Raw genomic sequence first — 19196 nt, 5'->3', positions numbered from 1 at the left:
TGGAAATCTTCACTGTACACCCTACATGAACAGAATAATAAGGCAACCATTGATATGTAACGGAACATTCGCATATTTCATTTTTTGCAAATGTAAGCAACATACATGAGGACGAGCCCTCAAACATACTTCCACAATCACCACATTTCTATGGACACTTTGTCCACAACAAAAGGCCATACGAAAGCCTACTTTCTATATATATCTTCACTATACAACTGAAAGAAATCCCTTTTCAGGATGATTGAAATCCGTACAAGTAGAGCAGAATCTATACTTTCTTTTTTGAAGATTTTATACACATTGCTCCTATCGCAAAATAATTGCTGAGCAAACCAGCTAACAGTACGCCCTTGTTTTCGAATCTCCTCTTGAATAACCTGACCAATGTGTACCATATCTATTCTGATAATAAAAAAAGGCGGAACCATCCGTTACTTATTTTGATCTGAGGCACCGCCAAGTAGCCTGACATGTAAATAAGCACAAATGGTTCACGCCCTATATGGACGTGAACTCTTTTCTACTTATTCTCACATGTCTTCAAATTGGCGGTTTTCAGATCAGAGAATAAGAGCCAAAGCTCAATATCTTAATAAGCAATATAGGATGGGAACACTTTCCTCAATTAATAAACCTATATACTAATGAATGAAACTCCATCCACCAGCGTTGCAAATTTAAGAAAAAAGTATGAATGTGTATATTATGTATTCCATAAAATCAACTCGGGATTCAATAAAAACAGAAGTGCTCGACTACATCGACAGCATCAACAAAAGCCTGAACGAATAAATCAATGTACAATACGGGAAGGTGCGTCCGCAGAAACAGGCATGAAGCTTCTGCAGACGCACCTTCCCGTGTTCTGTTATCCCTCCAGCTCGCTCAGTTCCAGCCAGCGGAGTGTCCTCTCATCCAACTCCTCATTCAACAGGGGGAGACGCTTTGACTTCTCGGTCAGCTCGTCAACGGAAAGCGTTCCGCTGCACAAGTCGGCTTCCAGTTGTGCCTTCTCCGCCTCCAGCGCTTCGATGTCCTTCTCCAGCTGTTCAAACTCCCGACGTTCCTTGAAACTCATCCGGCGTTTGTCGTTCAGGCGCACACGGGCGGTCTTCTCCGTCTTCTCCTCGGAAGAGGCAGCTGCCTTTTCCCGCTCCTGTTGCTGACGTGCTTCCTTCCAGGCGCGGTAATCGGAGTAGTTGCCGGGGAAGTCGCGGATGTCAGCCTGACCGTTAAAGACCAGCAGGTGGTCGACCACCTTGTCCATGAAGTAGCGGTCGTGACTCACCACAATGACACATCCCTTGAAGTTCTGCAAATATTCTTCAAGCACCTGCAGCGTCACGATGTCGAGGTCATTGGTAGGCTCGTCGAGCACCAGGAAGTTCGGATTGCGCATCAGCACCGTACACAGGTACAACCGGCGGCGTTCGCCTCCGCTGAGCTTGTAGACATAGCTGTGCTGTGTCTCGGGAGTGAACAGGAAATGTTGCAGGAACTGCGATGCTGTCAGCCGTTTGCCATTACCCAGCTCGATGACTTCGGCAATGTCCTGCACCACATCGATGACTTTCATCTGCTCGTCGAACTGCAAGCCTTCCTGCGAATAATAGCCGAAGCGCACGGTCTCTCCGATGTCCAGCGTACCACTGTCCGGCTGTTCCAGCCCCATCAGAATCTTGATGAAGGTCGACTTGCCCGTCCCGTTATTGCCCACGATGCCCATCTTCTCATAGCGGGCAAAGATGTAGGAGAAGTCTTCGAGTATCTTGAGGTCGCCGAAGCTCTTGTACAGATGGTCTGCCTCAAAAATCTTCGAGCCGATGTAGGATGCCTTCACATCCAGCTTCACATCCTTCTCCCGGATGCGCTGTTTCGCCACCTTCTCCAGCTCATAGAACGCCTCTTCGCGGTAACGTGCCTTGTGACCGCGTGCCTGCGGCATGCGGCGCATCCATTCCAGTTCCGTCCGGTAAAGGTTGTTCGCACGGGCAATCTCCGCATTGGTGGCATCAATGCGTTCCTGCCGTTTCTCCAGGTAATAGCTGTAGTTTCCCTTGTAGGAATAAATCTGACGGTTGTCTATCTCGATGATTTCCGAGCAGACGCGGTCGAGGAAATAACGGTCGTGTGTCACCATGAGCAGGCTCAACGTGCCGCGCTTCAGATACTCCTCCAGCCACTCCGTCATGTCCAGGTCGAGGTGGTTGGTCGGCTCGTCGAGGATGAGCAGGTCCGGCTCGTTGATGAGGACGTTCGCCAGTGCCACGCGTTTCAGCTGACCGCCGGAGAGCTGACCGACGCGCTGATCGAAGCGGTCAATCTTCAGCTGCGACAGAATCTGCTTGGCCTTCCGCTCGTAATCCCAGGCATTGGCATGGTCCATGCGCATCAGCAGGTCGTCCAGTCCGGGATTGCCCGGGGTCTCCATGCAGCGTTCGTATTCACGGATGAGGTCTACCGTCTCATTGCCGTGATAGAAGCAGGCCTCCAGCACCGTCAGCTCTTCGGGATAGGCAGGCGACTGTTCCAGGTATCCCACCCGCAGGTCACGACGGAACACGATGCTGCCCTCGTCATACCCCTCCTTGCCTGCTAGGATATTAAGTAAGGTAGTCTTTCCACTGCCGTTCTTGGCTATCAGACCGATGCGTTCTCCCTCGGCAATGCCGAACGAGATATGCTGGAACAGCAGCAGGTCGCCAAAGCTCTTCGTCAGCCCTTCTACTTGTAAATAAGGATTTGCCATTACAGTCTCCGCTCCACTTCGTTCTTAATCCGTTCAAACTCTTTCTTCACGTCGCACGGCTCTCCCCGGCGCACCTTGTCGGCAAACAGGTTCAGCGGGGCAACCACCAGGTCGGTATCGGCAAAACGCAAGGCAGGGTACTCCTCACTGCCGTCAATCACCGTCACCCAGTCCATGCCGTCCATCTCATTGACCAGGATGGTACCGAACGTCAGCCCCAATGCCTGCCAAGCCTCCGTCTGACGCGGATTGAGCTTGCCTCCGTCGATGACCTTCTGCATGTGGTCCAGGTCGCGCCCGGTAGCAGTGAAGTCCTTCTTCAGTGCCTTCTTGATGTAGGAGGACGCCCAGTCATACGCCTGATTGATTTCGTTGATTTCCAGCACACGGACGGGGATGTACTCCTTGGGATAGCGCCGGTTGTCGGAACGTATCTCCAGCGACGCGATGATGTCTTCCGCCGGTTCGACGGACGAACCTTTCGCCACGGTGAAGCTGCACTCCACCGACACGTTGCCCACTCCCGTCAGCCAGAAGTGGGTGGTGTAGGCCTCGTTGCCCTCCATGAAGGTCTCGCAGCTGTAGGCACACTCCCAGCTCCCCACGGTCTTCAGACGTGCCTGGTCATTCTGACGCAGTTCGTCGGCAACAGACTCCCGGGCATAAGAGGAGGAACGGTCCTTGTAGGCGGATATGCGGAAGTTGCCGTTCCATTTCTCGGGGTCATAAAACAGGAAGCTGCCCTCTTCGTCTTCAAACTCGCTCCACCGTTCCGGATAGTAGAGGGCAAACCATCCGCCGGGAGCAATGTATCTCTTTTTATCCATAGGCACTCTGTCGTTAGATGCCCGCCTCTTTCAGCGGAAGCACTTCAATCCAATAGTCGTCGGGGTCGTTGATGAAGTACAGCCCCATCGCCTCGTTTTCGAAGCAGACGCACCCCATCTCCTTGTGGAAACGGCGCACCTCGTCATAGTCTCCGGGCACACGGACGCACAGGTGGCTCTCGTTCTCACCCAGCTCATAAGGCTCCGTGTGGTCGCGCAGCCAGGTCAGCTCCAACAGGAAATGCCCGGTGTCGTCCGTCAGGTAAACCAGAATGAACGAGCCGTCGGCTGCCTCCTTGCGGTGGTGCTCATGCAGGCCCAGTGCCTTGTGATAGAACTCGATGCTGCGCTCCAGGTCGAGCACATTGATATTGAAATGGTCAAATCTTGCTTTTATTTCCATAGTTATCTGTGTATTTAGGTGTGACAAACAGGGAATGAGAAGCGAACGTCACTTGCCGATGGGCTGAACCCGGCTGCGCGTCTCTCGGGAAATCTCCAGGAACATGTAGTTGCGCTCGCCTGCCTCGATTTTGTCCTTGCTTTCTTCATACTTGCGCGTGGCATACTGCTTCGACTTCTCGAACGTCAGCCGCGACACCTCAGCCTGCGACTTTCCCACCACGGTGGAGTCCAAGGCCTCTTCGGGGAAGAAGTCGTCGAGATTGACTTCGCCGATGAGCGTCGTCTCCAGGAAGTTCACGTGCTTGTGCGTCTTGTCGGTGTAATACCCCACGAACATGTGTCCGGGGAGACGCACCAGGATGGGATTGATGTTGATTGCCTTCAGCAGGGAAGCGAACAGCACACTGCCGTCCACACAGTTGATCTGCGCGGCAGCCAGAGCGTCGTCAAACGTACGCACGCGCTGAGCAAAGACCACATTCGACGACAGGCTGGTGTTCGAGATGGAGCTGTACTTGAAATTGCGCTTCTGCAACACATACCACAAGGCATACACCTGCCGGTCAACCTGCTCTGCCGTCCCCTGGTAGCCCCAGAAACGCTTCACGATGCGCGCATTGAGAGCCTCCCGGAGCACTTTGTCTATCAACGGATTCTCCTCGTTGACATAGGCGGCAAAGAAGATGCCGGTGTCGTGATACTTGTTGCGGGAGTCCAGATAGCCCAGCAGGCACTCGTTCACGCTGCGCACCGACAGGGTCTTGGTGCGTACGGGCAACTCCTTGCCGTCCATCTCCATCCGGACGGTAAAGGTCAGGGGAGTGGACTGCACATTGTTCTTCAGCGCTTCGTAGTTCCACACGATTTCCGGATAGACGGTATATTCCGTTCCTGCCTTCGGCAAGACAAACTCCGAAATGGATTCGGAGAAGAAAGGCGACTCCTTCAAGGTGACCCTCACACGGGTATTGGCACGCCCGGAAGTCACACGCAGGGCAATGCCTGACAGAGGCTTGCCGACGTAGTTGCTGTCGGCAGGCACCATGATTTCGGCATCGGTGGCAGCTGTCGAGAGAATGGCGGACGGGAAGATGTTGCCACCCAGCTCATCGGTAATCTCAAAGCCGCGGTCCCAAAACAAATTGCGGCATACGTAAAGCATGCCGCAAATGACGGCCAGGGACGCCCCGACCAAAATCATCAACCTTCCTGTGCGAGGACGTTGGGAGAGCATCATGACTTTATCTCACAGCGATGCTTTCCACCTCGACCAGAACGCCTTTCGGAAGCCCCTTGACGGCAACAGCCGAACGGGCAGGGAATGCGCCTTCGAAATACTTGGCGTACACGGCATTCATGTCAGCGAAATAGGACATGTCAGCCATGAACACAGTGGTCTTCACAACATTGGCAGTAGTCAGCCCGGCTTCAGCCAACACGCTCTTAATGTTCTCGAACACCTGGGTGGTCTGTTCGGTAATTCCGCCTTCGACAACTTCACCGGTTGCAGGATTGACGGGAATCTGTCCGGAAAGGAACACCATACCGTTCACCTCGATGGCTTGGCTGTAAGGACCGATGGCTGCAGGAGCCTTCTCTGTTGCGATAACTTTCTTCATAGTGCTGTATCTTTTTAGTTAAACCAATTTGTAACGCTAAATTACACCATTTATGCGTATGACACGGCATCATGCAGCAAGTTTCTCCAACCTTTTGCAATCCTTAACATCATTCGGACGCGGGGTTACCGGGGAACCGCCTTTTGACGGTTTGCAACCCTTTATCCTCTTTTTGCTGACATGATTTGCGGATTTCAGTGTTTTCGGCTGACGCGTACTTTTCAAAAATCGGGCAAACCAGCACGCGAACGTGAACGTATGTAAATGAAAAGCCCCGAAAACGACCTTGATTTTAGAAAACTATACATCTGATTTCTGGAATATTTACGTTTTAACGCTCAAACAATGTTGTTTGACCTGCGAAACACAAGTGTTTGACTCGTCAAACAATATAGTTTCACCTCCCCAAACAATATTGTTTCGTCCGTGAAAGTCAAATCTTCGGAAAAGGAAATGCAAAAAGTGCAGGTTTCGTTCGCTGGAAGGTGAGTGGTGTCAACAAATCGGAAGGTTTCACTCTGCACGGTACAACCTGCGTCCGGTGTCAGGCGGAAGGGATTACGACCCAACAGACTTTCCGGAAGAACATCTTCCAAGGCGAACGGGTGACAAGGTGTATTTTGCGAATCGCTCCAGAATGCCACGAAATCCACGAAACTGTATTTGGATGCGAGGAAAGGCACTGTGGAGGCCTTCGTTTGACAAAATGTCAACGACAGTCTTCCGCTGTGCACAGGTTCCGCATCCGCATCTGCAAAACGGAATACCGGCAGGTTCCGGTGCCACAAAATGAAGCTGCGGGGGAGGAAGATTTGACTTTTTGTGAAATTTTTGCCGCCAAATGATACGCGGTTTCAATATTATCACTACTTTTGCGGCTACAATAACAAACCAAGGTTTCACTCCGAAGCCGAACCAATCAAACGAATTTAAATAAAATCAAAAACACTGTCTCCTCCCCCATTTCCTGTATCCTGTCGGAACGTGTCATGTGGGACACTCTAAAAGTGGGATAACTGCGTTTATTTCCTACAATGCAGGAACTGAATCCGTAAAACAAAAGGAGGACAAAAGATCATTTACTTATATGTATAATATCATTCAATTGAACGACAAATCCTTGTCGGAACTGCAAACTATTGCCCAAGAAATGGGAATCACCCGCATCCATTCCTTCAGGAAAGAAGAACTCGTCTACAAAATCCTGGACGAGCAGGCCATCGCCGGTGCTTCCAAGAAAGCAGCTGCTGACGCGGACAAGAAGAAAGACACCCGCAAGCGCTCACGCATCGCCGGCAAAGAGAAAAGTGAAAAGGTGAAAGTCTACACCGCCAACCAGAACAAGGCAGAGAAAGTGGAAGAACCTAAGAAAACAGCTACACCTAAACCGTCCGCTGAACCTGCGGCTGAAAAGAAAGACACCAAGGCTGCCGCCGACACCGACACGACAGCTGCTACCGACGCTCCGAAGAAACGGGGACGCAAACCGGGAAGCAAGAACAAGGTGACACCGGCAAAAGAGAAAGAGGCAAAGGCCGAACCGGAAACGGCTCCGGCTGCTGCCAACCAGGAGGTCAAGACTGATGTCGCTCCGGCAAAGGAGGCAACAGTCCCGGCAGCACTCCCGGCAAAGAAGGAGGCTCCCGCACAGGAACCTGCCGCCAAGGAGACCGCCAAGCCTGAGGCTACAGCCCAACCGAAGATTGCCGCCAAACCGGCTGCCGCTGCTAAACCTGCCAAAGAGGTGCCTCTGCTCGAAGAGCTGGAGGACCAGTCGGACAACGACAACGAGGACGAACTATCCACGGACAAGCCTCAGCAGGAAACGACCGGCGAAGCTACTTCGACCGGCGACGAATTCATCCCCATCGAAGACCTCCCTTCTGAAAACGCGGAAATCCCCAGCGAGCTGTTCACCAAGTTTGAAGCGACCAAGATGGAACAGCCGGCAGCGCCCCAGCAACCGAACAACAATCCCAACCAGAACCCCAACAACCAACGGGCACGCCGCAACAACAACAATAACCAGCAACGTTTCTACAACAACAATAACAACAACCAGCAACGCCCCTACTATCAGAACAACTACAACAACAATTACGGGGGTGACAACTTCCAGTCCGAACGTGGCTACCAGAACAACCGCCGCATGCAGGAATATGACTTCGAGGACATCCTCGCGGGCATCGGTGTGCTGGAAATCATGCAAGACGGCTACGGCTTCCTCCGTTCGTCGGACTACAACTACCTGTCTTCACCCGACGACATCTACGTATCCCAATCGCAAATCAAGCTGTTCGGACTGAAGACGGGCGACGTGGTGGAAGGCACCATCCGTCCGCCGAAGGAAGGTGAGAAATACTTCCCGCTGGTGAAGGTGAACAAAATCAACGGCAAAGACCCGGCAGTGGTGCGCGACCGTGTACCCTTCGACCACCTCACCCCGCTCTTCCCGGATGAGAAGTTCAACCTCTGCAAAGGATACAACGACAACCTCTCGGCACGCGTGGTGGACCTCTTCGCTCCCATCGGCAAAGGACAACGCGCCCTCATCGTGGCACAACCGAAGACCGGTAAGACCATCCTGATGAAGGACATTGCCAACGCCATCGCCGCCAACCATCCCGATGTCTACATGATCATGCTCCTCATCGACGAACGTCCGGAGGAGGTGACCGACATGGCACGCAGCGTCAACGCGGAAGTCATCGCGTCGACCTTCGACGAGCCTGCCGAACGCCACGTGAAGATTGCCGGCATCGTGCTGGAAAAGGCCAAGCGCATGGTGGAATGTGGTCACGACGTGGTCATCTTCCTCGACTCCATCACCCGTCTTGCCCGCGCCTACAACACCGTTTCCCCGGCATCGGGCAAGGTGCTCTCAGGTGGTGTCGATGCCAACGCGCTGCACAAGCCCAAACGTTTCTTCGGTGCGGCACGTAACATCGAGAACGGTGGTTCGCTCACCATCATTGCCACGGCACTGATTGATACGGGTTCGAAGATGGACGAAGTGATTTTCGAGGAATTCAAGGGTACGGGTAACATGGAGCTTCAGCTCGACCGCAACCTCTCGAACAAGCGTATCTTCCCGGCCGTGAACATCGTGGCATCGAGCACACGCCGCGACGACCTCCTGCTCGACAAGCAGACGCTCGACCGCATGTGGATTCTCCGCAAATACCTCTCGGACATGAACCCCATCGAGGCAATGACGTTCGTCAAGGACCACCTGGAACGTACGAAAGACAACGACGAGTTCCTCATGAGCATGAACTCATAACCGGAACTCCCCACCACAATAAACAAGCCCGGATGTTTCACATTGTGTGAGCCATCCGGGCTTTCTGCATTGAGGGTTGTTTATGAGAGAGAAATGTAGGGTGCAATCATTCTTTCATGCCGCCCAGCCGTCACGCTTAACCCAAAGCGGTCTAATGACCTATTTGGGTTTAATTGGGCAACGAGCTTTGGTCTCCCCGGTTGTAGTTGAAATCTACAGACGTGGTGTAGGTACACATCTTCATGTTTCCGTTTCCTTCAATCTTCCGAACCAGCTTGCTGGGACGTCCGATTTCCAGGTCATACATATACAACCGGTAGGCATCTCCCTTCTGTGTGCCGACAACGAGATGGGTGAAATTGTAATCGGCATCACCATTGAAGTTCTGCCATTGGTAGGACAGGTAGGTGATGGTCTCATCCGACGGGATTCCCTCCAGTGTCAGCGGCGTGTCTTCCTCCGTATAGTTCGTCAGGTTATACACATAGACCTGATTGTTGTAGACGAAGTACATGTAAGATGCTGTCAGCTCGTTCACGGCAAACTCGGTGGCATTTGCCAACTTGGAACCCGGTTCCAGCTCCATGTGGCGGGTTGCCTTGAAGTATCCGTCCGTTCCTGACATGGAAACTTCGTGCAGGTATCTCTTCCCGTCCGCACCTTCCAGTATGAAGTACGCATTGTTCACTGCCAGGTTGGAACCACAGGACAGGCAGGTCAAGCCTTCAGTCGAGAAACCATTGTTGTCGTATGTACCGAAAATCTGTCCGAACTGGAGATTCTCGGAGACATTGACACACTGATTCTGCTCATCCCAGAAGAAGACATTGGTGCTGCCATCGCTGCAGACAAACTGGCTGCCTCCGTTCGTTCCCGTGCCGTGCATCTGGAACGTGCCCGATGTCGGCATCATGGCATACACGTAGCTCATGTACGTACCCTTGCTGGAGAGGAAGAAGTTAGAGGCTCCAAAAGAGAAGGCGGTGTACGGCTTCTCATCCGCCGCCATACCTCCGTTCAGCACATCGCTCCGGTCATGAATCTTCAGCATCGAATTGGTGTCATAGAAGCCCAGGTCTCCCTCCTCAGTCGTCACACAAATGGTATGGGCACCCTGGTAATCGCCTGCTTCATCCAGATAGCCATGGCTTGCCACATTGCTGATGAAAAGCGGTTTGCCCTTCAACGTCTCTTGCCCGGTCAGGGTCAGTATGTTCTCCTTGATGGGAGTATCCTCGTTCACATACAGGTCGAAGTCGGTATTGCCGTCAGCCGTCTCCTTCAGGATGTAGAAACCGCGGGTAAACTCGGAACCGACGTCAAAACGGGTCGAAGCCGTAGCGAAATAGCCCGTCGACTCGGAATAGACTTTCAGCTTGATGGTGTATCTGCCGATGGGGCACTCGACCGGATAGGTCAGCTTCTTCTCGGTCCCGATGACCTCGGATGCATACGTATCATCGGTCATGTTTCCATTGGTACCAAACTCTTTCGAAGGTTCCCAGATGGACCATTCATACTTCAGGTCGGTATAGTTGCTCTCAACCACAGGGTCTATCTCCAGCACTTCGCCGCTATAGGAAATGTTCGCATAAGACTCCTGGATGCCACTGATGGTGATTTCATCCACATCGTGGTACGTATAATTGCCATCGTCGTCAAAGCACGACGTCAGACTGAATGTCAACAATGACAATAAGACTATAGATAATCTTGTTTTCATAACAATCACATTTTAATTAGAATATCGGAATTTCTACAACGGTTCCGTCAGCTTCCTTCAGCAGACCCAGCCCATTGGCTTCACGTTCGGCATTCAGCTCGCTCAAGGCTTCTCCGGCTCTGCGCGCCATACCCATGAGCACCATCTGGTCCGTATAGTAATACGCCAGGATTTCTTCTTCAATGTATGCATCGTCCCAGTTGCCGCCGAAGGTCTGAATCAGGAAGAAGTGTTTCTCTGTTCCATATTCGCCGAAGAACCACTCCATGGTCCCGTCCCAGTTATTCGGCCGTACGAGCTGGTCGGCAATCAGGACGCTCCGCGAAGCTCTTTCCTTGACACTCTGCCCGAAATACTCGTTGGGCTTGAAGGTTATCTTCAGGGTGTAATTCTCCTCCTTCAACGAAGCGTCGCGCAACAGCACAATCGGCAACTTGGTTTCCAGCTGATTGGCAGGGAGCTTGTAATATGCCGCCAGCTGGGCATCATCGAACGCCACATAGTGCTTTCCTGGCACGGCATCGTTTTCCCCGGTCGTCACCTGCTCCAGCGCAATCGGACGGTCGTAATCTTCTAGTGTTCCATAAAGCATGACATCCAACCACACGGTATCAATCACCACATCGTCTTCATAATAAGCGAACGAATTGGACACGAGCGAATCCTCTGTATTCTTATAGACGAAAGCCATGCGGCTCTCCGGGTTTGGATTGATGGACAGGTCCTTTTCACAGCTGACGAACAAGGGAGCTGCCAAAAGCATCCCTGCCAGCAAGGTATCATATATTCTTTTCATAGCTATTTCCTATTTACCGGTTCGTATTATATTCTGTGTTGGGCACAGGAAGGATGTAGTCGGCTTCTCTCATGTCAACGTCCTCCTTCGACCACAAATGTTTCACGTTGTTCCGCTTATAGTAGTAGAACATCTGTCCTTCGGCGAAGAACTCACGACGGTATTCCTTTTCCAGTTCCGTCCGCATCTCTTCGGTGGTAGTAAATGCCTTCGGTGAGGAACCTTTCGACTTCATGTAAGTCGCATACAAGTCATTCGCCTCGTCCAACGTCGAAGCTCCTTCAACGGCAATCAGATACATCTCCGACAGTCTCAGCATGGGGATGCAGCCTGACGGGCTGTCTTCGCTCGCATAGTATTTCTGGGTGGTGCCGTAGTAGTGCTGTTGTCCGTCGTTGATGATCGCCCACAGGTATTGCGCACGGACATCGGTTGCCGCATCAAGTCCCTGCAACAGGTCGTTCAGCATGCTCTGGGGCAACAGGTAGGTTCTGTCGCCTTGTGCCTGACTGGACTTATTGCCGTTCAACAGGCTTCTTGCCAGTCCGTACAAATCGGGGACATACAACGAGAAGAGACATTCAGAGGGAGAAGCAAACAGACGCGGATTATCGTCAGTCACCTCTGTATCCGGACGTCCGTAGTCAGTCGCAGAGCTCAGCTCCACCACCTTGTCGCCGGAGGCGGTCGTCGCATTGATGACTTCCATCGCAATGTCGTGCGCCTTTTGTGCCTGGCCGAGATACATGTACATACGGGCCTGGAGCGCCTTCACCGCCCAATAGTTCATACGATACTGGCGGGAGTACATAAAATCATCCTCCACCGACACGTCCTCATATCCTTCTGCACCGATGTTGTTCAGCTGGTCCATCGTGTACTGGAACACCGGGTCGTTGTCCTTCATCAGGGATTCCGCCTTGTTCAGGTCGCTTTCCAGCTTTGCCACAAACTCATCGAACGAATAGTAAACCAGCGGGTCCTCGATGCTCGTCACCTCGGAATAGGGCAACTCCACCTGCGTCGTGGCATTCACCGGCAGCTGTCCGAACAGACGGAGCAAATCAAAGTGACACAACGCACGGATGGCATACGCCTCGCCCTCCACGACTGCGCGGGAGTCTTCTTCCGGGATGTTCTGCCCGTGCTCCGGACACGCCTTGATCACCATGTTGGCTTCAAGAATGGTGTTATAGAACGCCCCATAGATGCTGCGGATGGCGGTCTCGGTCAAGTTATGCGAATAGTTGTGCTCACGGAAATAGGCACTGGTCAACATACCGTCGGTGTAGTTGCTGTTACCGACGTCCAGGCTCCACAAGCATGCCAGCCCTTCGATGTCAGTCATGGTCAGACGGGTTCCATACAGGTCCGATTTGAGCAGGTCAGAATAACAGCCAGCCAAAGCTCCCTTGAAACCGTCATAATTGTCAAACATGTGGTCAGCCTTTTTCTCCGTGTTCTGCTGCACATCCAACCAATCGTTGCAGGATGCGAACCCACATGCCAGCAATGCTGCGATTGCCATTGAGATATATTTCTTCTTCATAATCGAGAATTCATTTTAAGAGTTAGAATAAGAAGGTTACGCTACCTTGAATGTTGCGTGCAAACGGATAGCTGGTACCTCTTTCATACTTGATGGAAGAGAAGTGCCACAAGTCAGACATGTTCACACCGAACAGAATGCTCTGCAAGCCGGTTGCCTGCTGCAGTCTGGCCGTCGAATAACGGTACTGCAGGCTGACGGACTGAATGTCAAACCAGTTGTCATCCATCACGAAACGTGAAGTGGCATAAGTCGCCTCGTTGCTATAGCCCTTGAAGAAGGTCTTGTCGCCCGGTTTCTGCCAACGGTCGCTGAACACGCGCTGGTCTACATTCTGACGGCCGATGGTGAGGTTCGTCACTTCCACGCGGTCTATCAACGTACTGTTGTATGTCTGACCACCCCACTGGTATCCGAACGATACGTTCAGCGTGAAATCTTTCCAGCGGATCATGGTGCTGGCATTTCCACGATAAGGAGAGCCATAAGTGGCGTCTACACCTGCATAAACGCGGTCTGCCGTGTTCCATACGGTAGTCGGGTTGCCATTCTTGTCCAGGTAGATTTCCTTACCGGTAGCCGGGTCGATGCCCAAGGAACGAACGACATAGATACCGTATTGGGGACGTCCCTCATACAGCAGATTGGCTGGAGAGGTGTTGGACAAGTCACCGGTGGAGACATACTCATCGTTCTGTGCCTTGATGGCATCAGACAACTTGATGACCTCATTCTTGTTGTAAATCAACTGTCCGCTGACCATCCAGCTGAAGTCACGCTCCATGTCCCGGATGATATAAGCGCTCAAAGAAGCTTCGAAACCACTGTTGCGCACCTTGCCGACGTTGGCTGAGTAAGAGGAGAAGCCCATGGCAAGAGGCATATTCATGTGGGAAACCAATCCTTCCGTATCCTTGATGTACCAGTCGAAAGAACCGGTGATGCGATAGTCGAACAGGGAGAATTCCAGACCGATGTTCGACTCACGTGTCTCCTGCCACGTCAAGTTCTTGTTGCCAAGACCCTGCAGGTGGGCTGCACTCCAGCTCAGATAGCGGTCTGCTGACAGGTAATTGTACATGGTCTCCACGGCAGCCTGGTTGAAGTCCATGGCACCCGTCACACCGTAGGAAGCTTTCAGACGCAGGTTGCTGATGGCAGGCGTCAGACCTTCCATGAACTTTTCATGGTGCAGGTTCCATCCCACACCGACACTCCAGAAAGGAGCGTAGCGCTTGTCTGAACCGAACTGGGAACTACCGTCGATACGATAGGAACCATCAATGAAGTAACGGTTGTCATACGTATAGTTGACGTTGCCGGTAAAGCCGATGCGGCGGTCAATAATCTGGCTACCCGTCGGGGCACTTCCGTCCTGATACTGCAAGGCGTTGGTGATGAATGACAAGTCTTCGTTGCTGAAGCCTTCGGCTACAAATGAATAGTCACGTGTCTTGCTTTCCGATACCGAATAATCAAGACCTGCATACAGCTGGTGTACATCCTTGAATGTCTTCGAATAGCTCAGCGTCAGACGGCCGTCGTAAGTGAAGGAGTCGCTCGTTCCGTACGTATAGCTTCCCTTCCGGCTGATTCCCTCCAGTCCGGTGTATTCCGTATCATTGAACATGGAGTGCTCGGCAGGATAGAACAGGTCGCTTGTACCACGGGTGGTGGACAATCCCAGCTGACCGCGCAGGATCAACTCCGGCAGAATCCGCCATTCGATGGAGAAGTTGTTAATCAATCCCAACGTACGGCTCTTGTCGAACGTGTTCAGCATGGCATCATACAGGGGGTTCTGTGACTGATAGCTCGAACCGGCTGTGGTATCAAAATAACGGATGACATTCCCGTTCTCATCGTAAGGTTTGTTATAAGGCTGCTGTTGTACATAATTACTAAACGAACCGTAAGGACTTTCGTCGCTCAAAGTGTTGCTAATGTTCGTATAATTCCTAAACAACAAGTTCTTGTAGGTATACATCAAGGTGATGTCGCCATTGAACACACGGCGGGAAGAACCCTTCATGGCTCCCTGTGTATCCTTCCAGGACAAGGAGGTTCCCCAACGGAACTCGTCACGACCACCTTCCAGACGGACATTGTAGTTCTGACCGATACCGGTACGCAAGGGCTTGCTCATCCAGTCCGTTTCGACACCGGACAAAACATCCTTCAAACGCGACTTGTAAAGCTGTTCGTATTCCATCGTTGTCGTCGGCTTGCCATCTGACTCATACAGTCCGACCATACGTTCCAGTTCCAGCTTGTCGCGGGCATTCAGCAGGTCATAGGATGTCAAGTCGGGGACTTCGAACGTGATACCGGCCGTAGCGGTCATCTTCAGTTTACCGGGCTCGGGCTGCTTCGTCTCGACAACGATTACACCGTTGGCACCACGTGAACCGTAGATGGCAGTGGCAGAAGCATCCTTCAGGATGGTGATAGATTCGATTTCTTCATCGTTGTAGTCCATCAGCTTGGTCAGGCTGATTTCAAAACCATCCATGATGATGAGCGGGGTATTGACGCTCTGCTTTGTGGTTTCGTTGAGCTCATCGATGCTCAGCGGAAGAGAAGAGGTACCACGAATATTCATCTGCGGCAGGGAGTTCGGGTCACTACCCATCATGTTGTTCATCGGGATGTTGAGCGATGCATCGGCGTTGCGCAATGTCTGCAGCAGGTTCTGGCCCTTATACATCTTCAGCTTTTCCTGACCGATGGTAGTTGCCGCACCGGTATAGCTCTCACGCGCCTTGCGGAAGATACCGGTCACCACGACATCGTCCAAGGTCTCGGAGTCCGACTCCAACAGGATTTCCATGGAAGGCAATGCCTCCACAGTCTGTGTCTTCATACCGATGTACGACACCTGCAGCTTGGCTCCATCTTCCACATTGTTAAGTGTGAAACGTCCCTCAACGTCAGTAGCCGCACCGAGGTTGGTCCCCATGACACGGACCGAAGCACCGATCACCGGGAGTCCGTCCTCCTTTGAAATAACCATTCCAGAAACTTTCTTATCCCTCCCCACGGGTTTTTGACTCCCATTTTTCAGAAGGTTCACATTGATGAAACGTCCGTCGATGACATACTCGAACGGCTTCCCTTTCAAAATCATCTTCAAGGCAGCCTCAACGGTCGCATCCTTCACTTGTCCGCTTACCTGATACTTGCTGACGTCATCATACGAGAACAAAATCTTGTAACCGGACAATCCTTCCAGCTTCTTCAATGCAGCTGACAGATTCTCTCCTTTTAATTCCATCGTGACGCGCTTTCCGTCGTCATTCTGTGCCTGCACCGGAGGGGTGAGCAACAGACTGCAAAGCAACATCACAAGGCTCATTAATCTACATTTCTCCATAATGCTACTTAATTTAGTGAATGTTCATATTTTTCTTCTCTATATATAGTACGTTTCAAAGAAAAAATCGGGCACCATTTTTACGACTTTTTTCTAAGAAAGTTCAAAAAAAATTTGGAGATTTAGTTTATCGGACCGACTAATCAAGCAGCAAAGTACTGTAAAACCATCAGATAACATCTACTCTTGTCATAAAAGAAAAATATTGAGGTTCATCAACGAATTTTGCGATTCGTGAATATTTATTTCATCGGAAAAGGGGACGTTGCCCGGATGGGGGGGGGGTGTAGCGAAAGGCATACAACAAAAGGGGAACGTACCATGGCTGTCAGTTCGCTTCCGCAAACCTCTAGCACGGGTACGTTCCCCTTGCAACGGTTCAGACTACCGACTTATTGACCTGTCGCCTCGTCTATCTCATTTATCAGTTCGTGATGGAATATTTGCATCTGCCGAAAGTATAAGGTGCCTGGGTCATGTACAGGCACATCTTTCTGCATTGAGATATAGGACTGCTAATTGGGTAGAGAGTTATTTTGTTTCCGGATAATACCGCTATATACTGCAGAAGACATGTAAACACACATCTTCACTTTCCCTTGACCTCCAAACGACTTCACAAGATTTTTAGGCATACCGGCTTCCAAATCATACATGTAGATCTTATAGTCATCTCCCTTTTGTGTACCAACCACCAGGTAAACAAAATTATTATCCTCGTCATTGTCATAATCCTGCCACTGATAAGACAAATACGTAATAGTCTCGTCAGCAGGTAGTCCCGACAAATTGACAGGAGCTGGGTTCTCTGTATAATTCGGCAAATTATACGTATATAGCTTATTATTATATACATAATAAAGCACATTGGTTGTTTTGGCATTCACTGCATAGGCTGTCGCTAATGCCAACTTAGAGTCTGCCGGGATTTCCACACGCTTATTTGTATGAGGAGTCGGAGTATTTTTCCCAACCACAGGGGCAACCATTTCATAAATATATTGTTTCCCATCCTTATCTTTCAAAAGAAAATAACCTTTAGCATCAGTCTGTGAAAGCCCACACATCAAGCACTCCATTCCCTTGGTAGAGAATCCATTCTCATCATAGGTAAACATTCCTCCAAACTGCATACAATCAGCACAATCGATACGCTGCTCTTCGTTATTCCAATAATAGACAGTATATCCACCATCGGTCATTACAAAACGACTGGCACCTCCTGTCTTCGCAGGGATTCCTATGGCTCCTGAAGTCGGCATCATACTTGGAATATATGCCACATTACATCCTCTTCCAGTCAGTAAATAATTACTATATCCGTAAGTAAAGGCTAAATAGGGAATCTCCCCTTTATCCAAGCCACCCGTAATAATGGTATGTGCATTATGCGCCTGTTCTAAATTTTCTGTATTAAATAGGCCAATCTCTCCATCTTGCGTGGTCACACATACGGTATGTATCGCTACAGATTCGTTATTATCATCCAACATTGAATGACTCTGCAAGGCCCCTAACGCCAAAGGTTTCCCTTTCATAGCTCCATGTCCTGTAGCCGTCAACAAATCAGACAATACATTCCTATCACGACTGTAAAGATCTAATTCCGTATTTCCATCCTTTGTTTCCTTCAATATATAGAAGCCACGCGTAAACACAGTTTGCGCATCAAACCGGGTGGTAGCCATTGCAAAATATCCATTAGAAGATGATGTTACTTTAAGCATCAGTGTATACAGACCTATCGGACACTCAACCGGGTATGACAACTTCTTATCGGTACTGATAAGCTCAGCCTTATAAGGTTCCTCATTTTCGTCCCAATTACTTGAGCCTTCTCCCTCTTTATCGAGACTCCACATATACCATTCATAAGTCAAGTCGGTATAATTGGATGTAATGACCGGATCAATCTCCAGCACCTCTCCGTTGTAAGAGTTATTACTGTACATTTCAGCCAATCCCTCAATCTTAATCTCCTCTACATCCTTATAGGTATAGTTCCCATTGTCATCAAAACATGAGGACAATAAGAAGGAGACCATTGCCAACAGACCATAATATATCTTTTTCATAAGCCGTAATCACTTTAAATTGTTAAAACTTAACGAGCGCGTTGTCATACTCTTCTCCCTCCCGTAGAGGTTCCTTATGCGTGGCATTATATTGCTTTACTGCATCCCGCAATTTATATTGCAAGCCAAACAGTACGTTCTGATCGCTGCTCAAATACCGCTTTACCTCGTTATCCACATACTCATTATCCCAGCGGAAACCTGTCACATCAATCATAAACTGATGCTTAACCTTTCCATAACGGCCAAAAAAGTGTTGGCAATAAAGACGCCAGTTATTCGGCATCAGCAATTGGTCAGAAACTGTCAGCGTACGATAAGCACGCTCTTTTGCAGCAAAAGTAAAAGCCTCATTCGGTTTGAACGTCAGTTTCAGGATATAATCAGCAGACTTCAACGTTGCGTCCCGCTTAAACACCACTGGTATAGTCGCAGACGTAGCCTTGGCGGGCAATATGTATTTGGAAGCCAGTGAAGGATCATCGAACGGTACATAATGTTCACCCGGTCGAGCATCATTCTTACCGGTAAGCACCTGCTGTAGGGCTATGGGGCGATCATAATCAGTGACATTACCCAACAGAGAAACCTTCATAAACACGGTATCAATTGTCACATCACTAGGTCCAAAGGCAAAAGAATAACCAAATACAGAGTCACGTTCATACTTATACTCAAACATCAGACCGCATGCCTCATTATTGTATACCGGTAAATCCTTCTCACAGGACGTCAACGCCGGGAACACCGTGCAAAGACCTAATAAAAACTTGTATATATTCTTCATCGCTATT

At 50.4% G+C, this 19196-nt stretch carries 12 protein-coding genes; 1 reads left to right on the top strand and 11 read right to left on the bottom strand.

Annotated elements, in window-relative coordinates:
• Positions 1–871 precede the first annotated feature (871 nt).
• The 5 genes from abc-f to C8275_RS07135 all read right to left on the bottom strand — a co-directional run bounded on the left by abc-f (position 872) and on the right by C8275_RS07135 (position 5603).
• Positions 872–2752 (bottom strand): ribosomal protection-like ABC-F family protein, encoded by a 1881-nt coding sequence (gene abc-f / locus C8275_RS07155; protein WP_106484630.1) that lies wholly within the window; start codon positions 2750–2752, stop codon positions 872–874.
• Positions 2752–3579 (bottom strand): DUF3805 domain-containing protein, encoded by an 828-nt coding sequence (locus C8275_RS07150; RefSeq protein WP_106484629.1) that lies wholly within the window; start codon positions 3577–3579, stop codon positions 2752–2754. The genes abc-f and C8275_RS07150 overlap by 1 nt, the downstream gene beginning before the upstream one ends.
• A gap of 13 nt (positions 3580–3592) precedes the next feature.
• Entirely contained in the window at positions 3593–3982 is a 390-nt protein-coding gene (locus C8275_RS07145) for a VOC family protein (protein ID WP_022384253.1), read from the bottom strand.
• Between the two features lie 48 nt (positions 3983–4030).
• Entirely contained in the window at positions 4031–5146 is a 1116-nt protein-coding gene (locus tag C8275_RS07140; RefSeq protein WP_369861094.1) for a hypothetical protein, read from the bottom strand.
• 79 nt (positions 5147–5225) lie between these two features.
• Positions 5226–5603 (bottom strand): RidA family protein, encoded by a 378-nt coding sequence (locus C8275_RS07135; protein WP_022384251.1) that lies wholly within the window; start codon positions 5601–5603, stop codon positions 5226–5228.
• 1087 nt (positions 5604–6690) lie between these two features.
• On the opposite strand from C8275_RS07135, the gene rho reads away from it, so the two are divergent.
• Complete coding sequence (rho, locus tag C8275_RS07130) at positions 6691–8886, top strand: transcription termination factor Rho (protein WP_106484627.1); 2196 nt, start codon at positions 6691–6693, stop codon at positions 8884–8886.
• A gap of 169 nt (positions 8887–9055) precedes the next feature.
• Here rho and C8275_RS07125 read toward each other — a convergent pair whose 3' ends face one another.
• The 6 genes from C8275_RS07125 to C8275_RS07100 form a co-directional block, all read right to left on the bottom strand.
• Positions 9056–10609, bottom strand: a complete 1554-nt coding sequence (locus C8275_RS07125) for a PKD-like family lipoprotein (protein WP_106484626.1) — start codon at positions 10607–10609, stop codon at positions 9056–9058.
• Positions 10610–10625: 16 nt separating this feature from the next.
• On the bottom strand, positions 10626–11405 hold the full coding sequence (locus C8275_RS07120) for a DUF4843 domain-containing protein (protein WP_106484625.1): 780 nt from the start codon (positions 11403–11405) through the stop codon (positions 10626–10628).
• Between the two features lie 13 nt (positions 11406–11418).
• Positions 11419–12954 (bottom strand): RagB/SusD family nutrient uptake outer membrane protein, encoded by a 1536-nt coding sequence (locus C8275_RS07115; RefSeq protein ID WP_106484624.1) that lies wholly within the window; start codon positions 12952–12954, stop codon positions 11419–11421.
• Positions 12955–12976: 22 nt separating this feature from the next.
• Complete coding sequence (locus tag C8275_RS07110) at positions 12977–16327, bottom strand: SusC/RagA family TonB-linked outer membrane protein (protein WP_106484623.1); 3351 nt, start codon at positions 16325–16327, stop codon at positions 12977–12979.
• A 515-nt stretch (positions 16328–16842) separates the two neighbouring features.
• Positions 16843–18402, bottom strand: a complete 1560-nt coding sequence (locus C8275_RS07105) for a PKD-like family lipoprotein (RefSeq protein ID WP_106484622.1) — start codon at positions 18400–18402, stop codon at positions 16843–16845.
• A gap of 22 nt (positions 18403–18424) precedes the next feature.
• The gene (locus tag C8275_RS07100; RefSeq protein ID WP_022384244.1) at positions 18425–19189 is read right to left on the bottom strand and encodes a DUF4843 domain-containing protein; all 765 of its coding nucleotides are present in this window, start codon (positions 19187–19189) and stop codon (positions 18425–18427) included.
• Positions 19190–19196: the final 7 nt, after the last annotated feature.

The organism is Bacteroides sp. Marseille-P3684 (genome assembly GCF_900291465.1).
In the GTDB taxonomy this organism is placed as follows: Bacteria; Bacteroidota; Bacteroidia; order Bacteroidales; family Bacteroidaceae; genus Phocaeicola_A.
This window is presented reverse-complemented; position numbering and strand designations above follow the sequence as displayed.

Coding starts and splice junctions, on each gene's coding strand:
- abc-f (WP_106484630.1), bottom strand. CDS start 2,752: ATGGCAAATCCTTATTTACAAGTAGAAGGGCTGACGAAGAGCTTTGGC.
- C8275_RS07150 (WP_106484629.1), bottom strand. CDS start 3,579: ATGGATAAAAAGAGATACATTGCTCCCGGCGGATGGTTTGCCCTCTAC.
- C8275_RS07145 (WP_022384253.1), bottom strand. CDS start 3,982: ATGGAAATAAAAGCAAGATTTGACCATTTCAATATCAATGTGCTCGAC.
- C8275_RS07140 (WP_369861094.1), bottom strand. CDS start 5,146: ATGCTTTACGTATGCCGCAATTTGTTTTGGGACCGCGGCTTTGAGATT.
- C8275_RS07135 (WP_022384251.1), bottom strand. CDS start 5,603: ATGAAGAAAGTTATCGCAACAGAGAAGGCTCCTGCAGCCATCGGTCCT.
- rho (WP_106484627.1), top strand. CDS start 6,691: ATGTATAATATCATTCAATTGAACGACAAATCCTTGTCGGAACTGCAA.
- C8275_RS07125 (WP_106484626.1), bottom strand. CDS start 10,609: ATGAAAACAAGATTATCTATAGTCTTATTGTCATTGTTGACATTCAGT.
- C8275_RS07120 (WP_106484625.1), bottom strand. CDS start 11,405: ATGAAAAGAATATATGATACCTTGCTGGCAGGGATGCTTTTGGCAGCT.
- C8275_RS07115 (WP_106484624.1), bottom strand. CDS start 12,954: ATGAAGAAGAAATATATCTCAATGGCAATCGCAGCATTGCTGGCATGT.
- C8275_RS07110 (WP_106484623.1), bottom strand. CDS start 16,327: ATGGAGAAATGTAGATTAATGAGCCTTGTGATGTTGCTTTGCAGTCTG.
- C8275_RS07105 (WP_106484622.1), bottom strand. CDS start 18,402: ATGAAAAAGATATATTATGGTCTGTTGGCAATGGTCTCCTTCTTATTG.
- C8275_RS07100 (WP_022384244.1), bottom strand. CDS start 19,189: ATGAAGAATATATACAAGTTTTTATTAGGTCTTTGCACGGTGTTCCCG.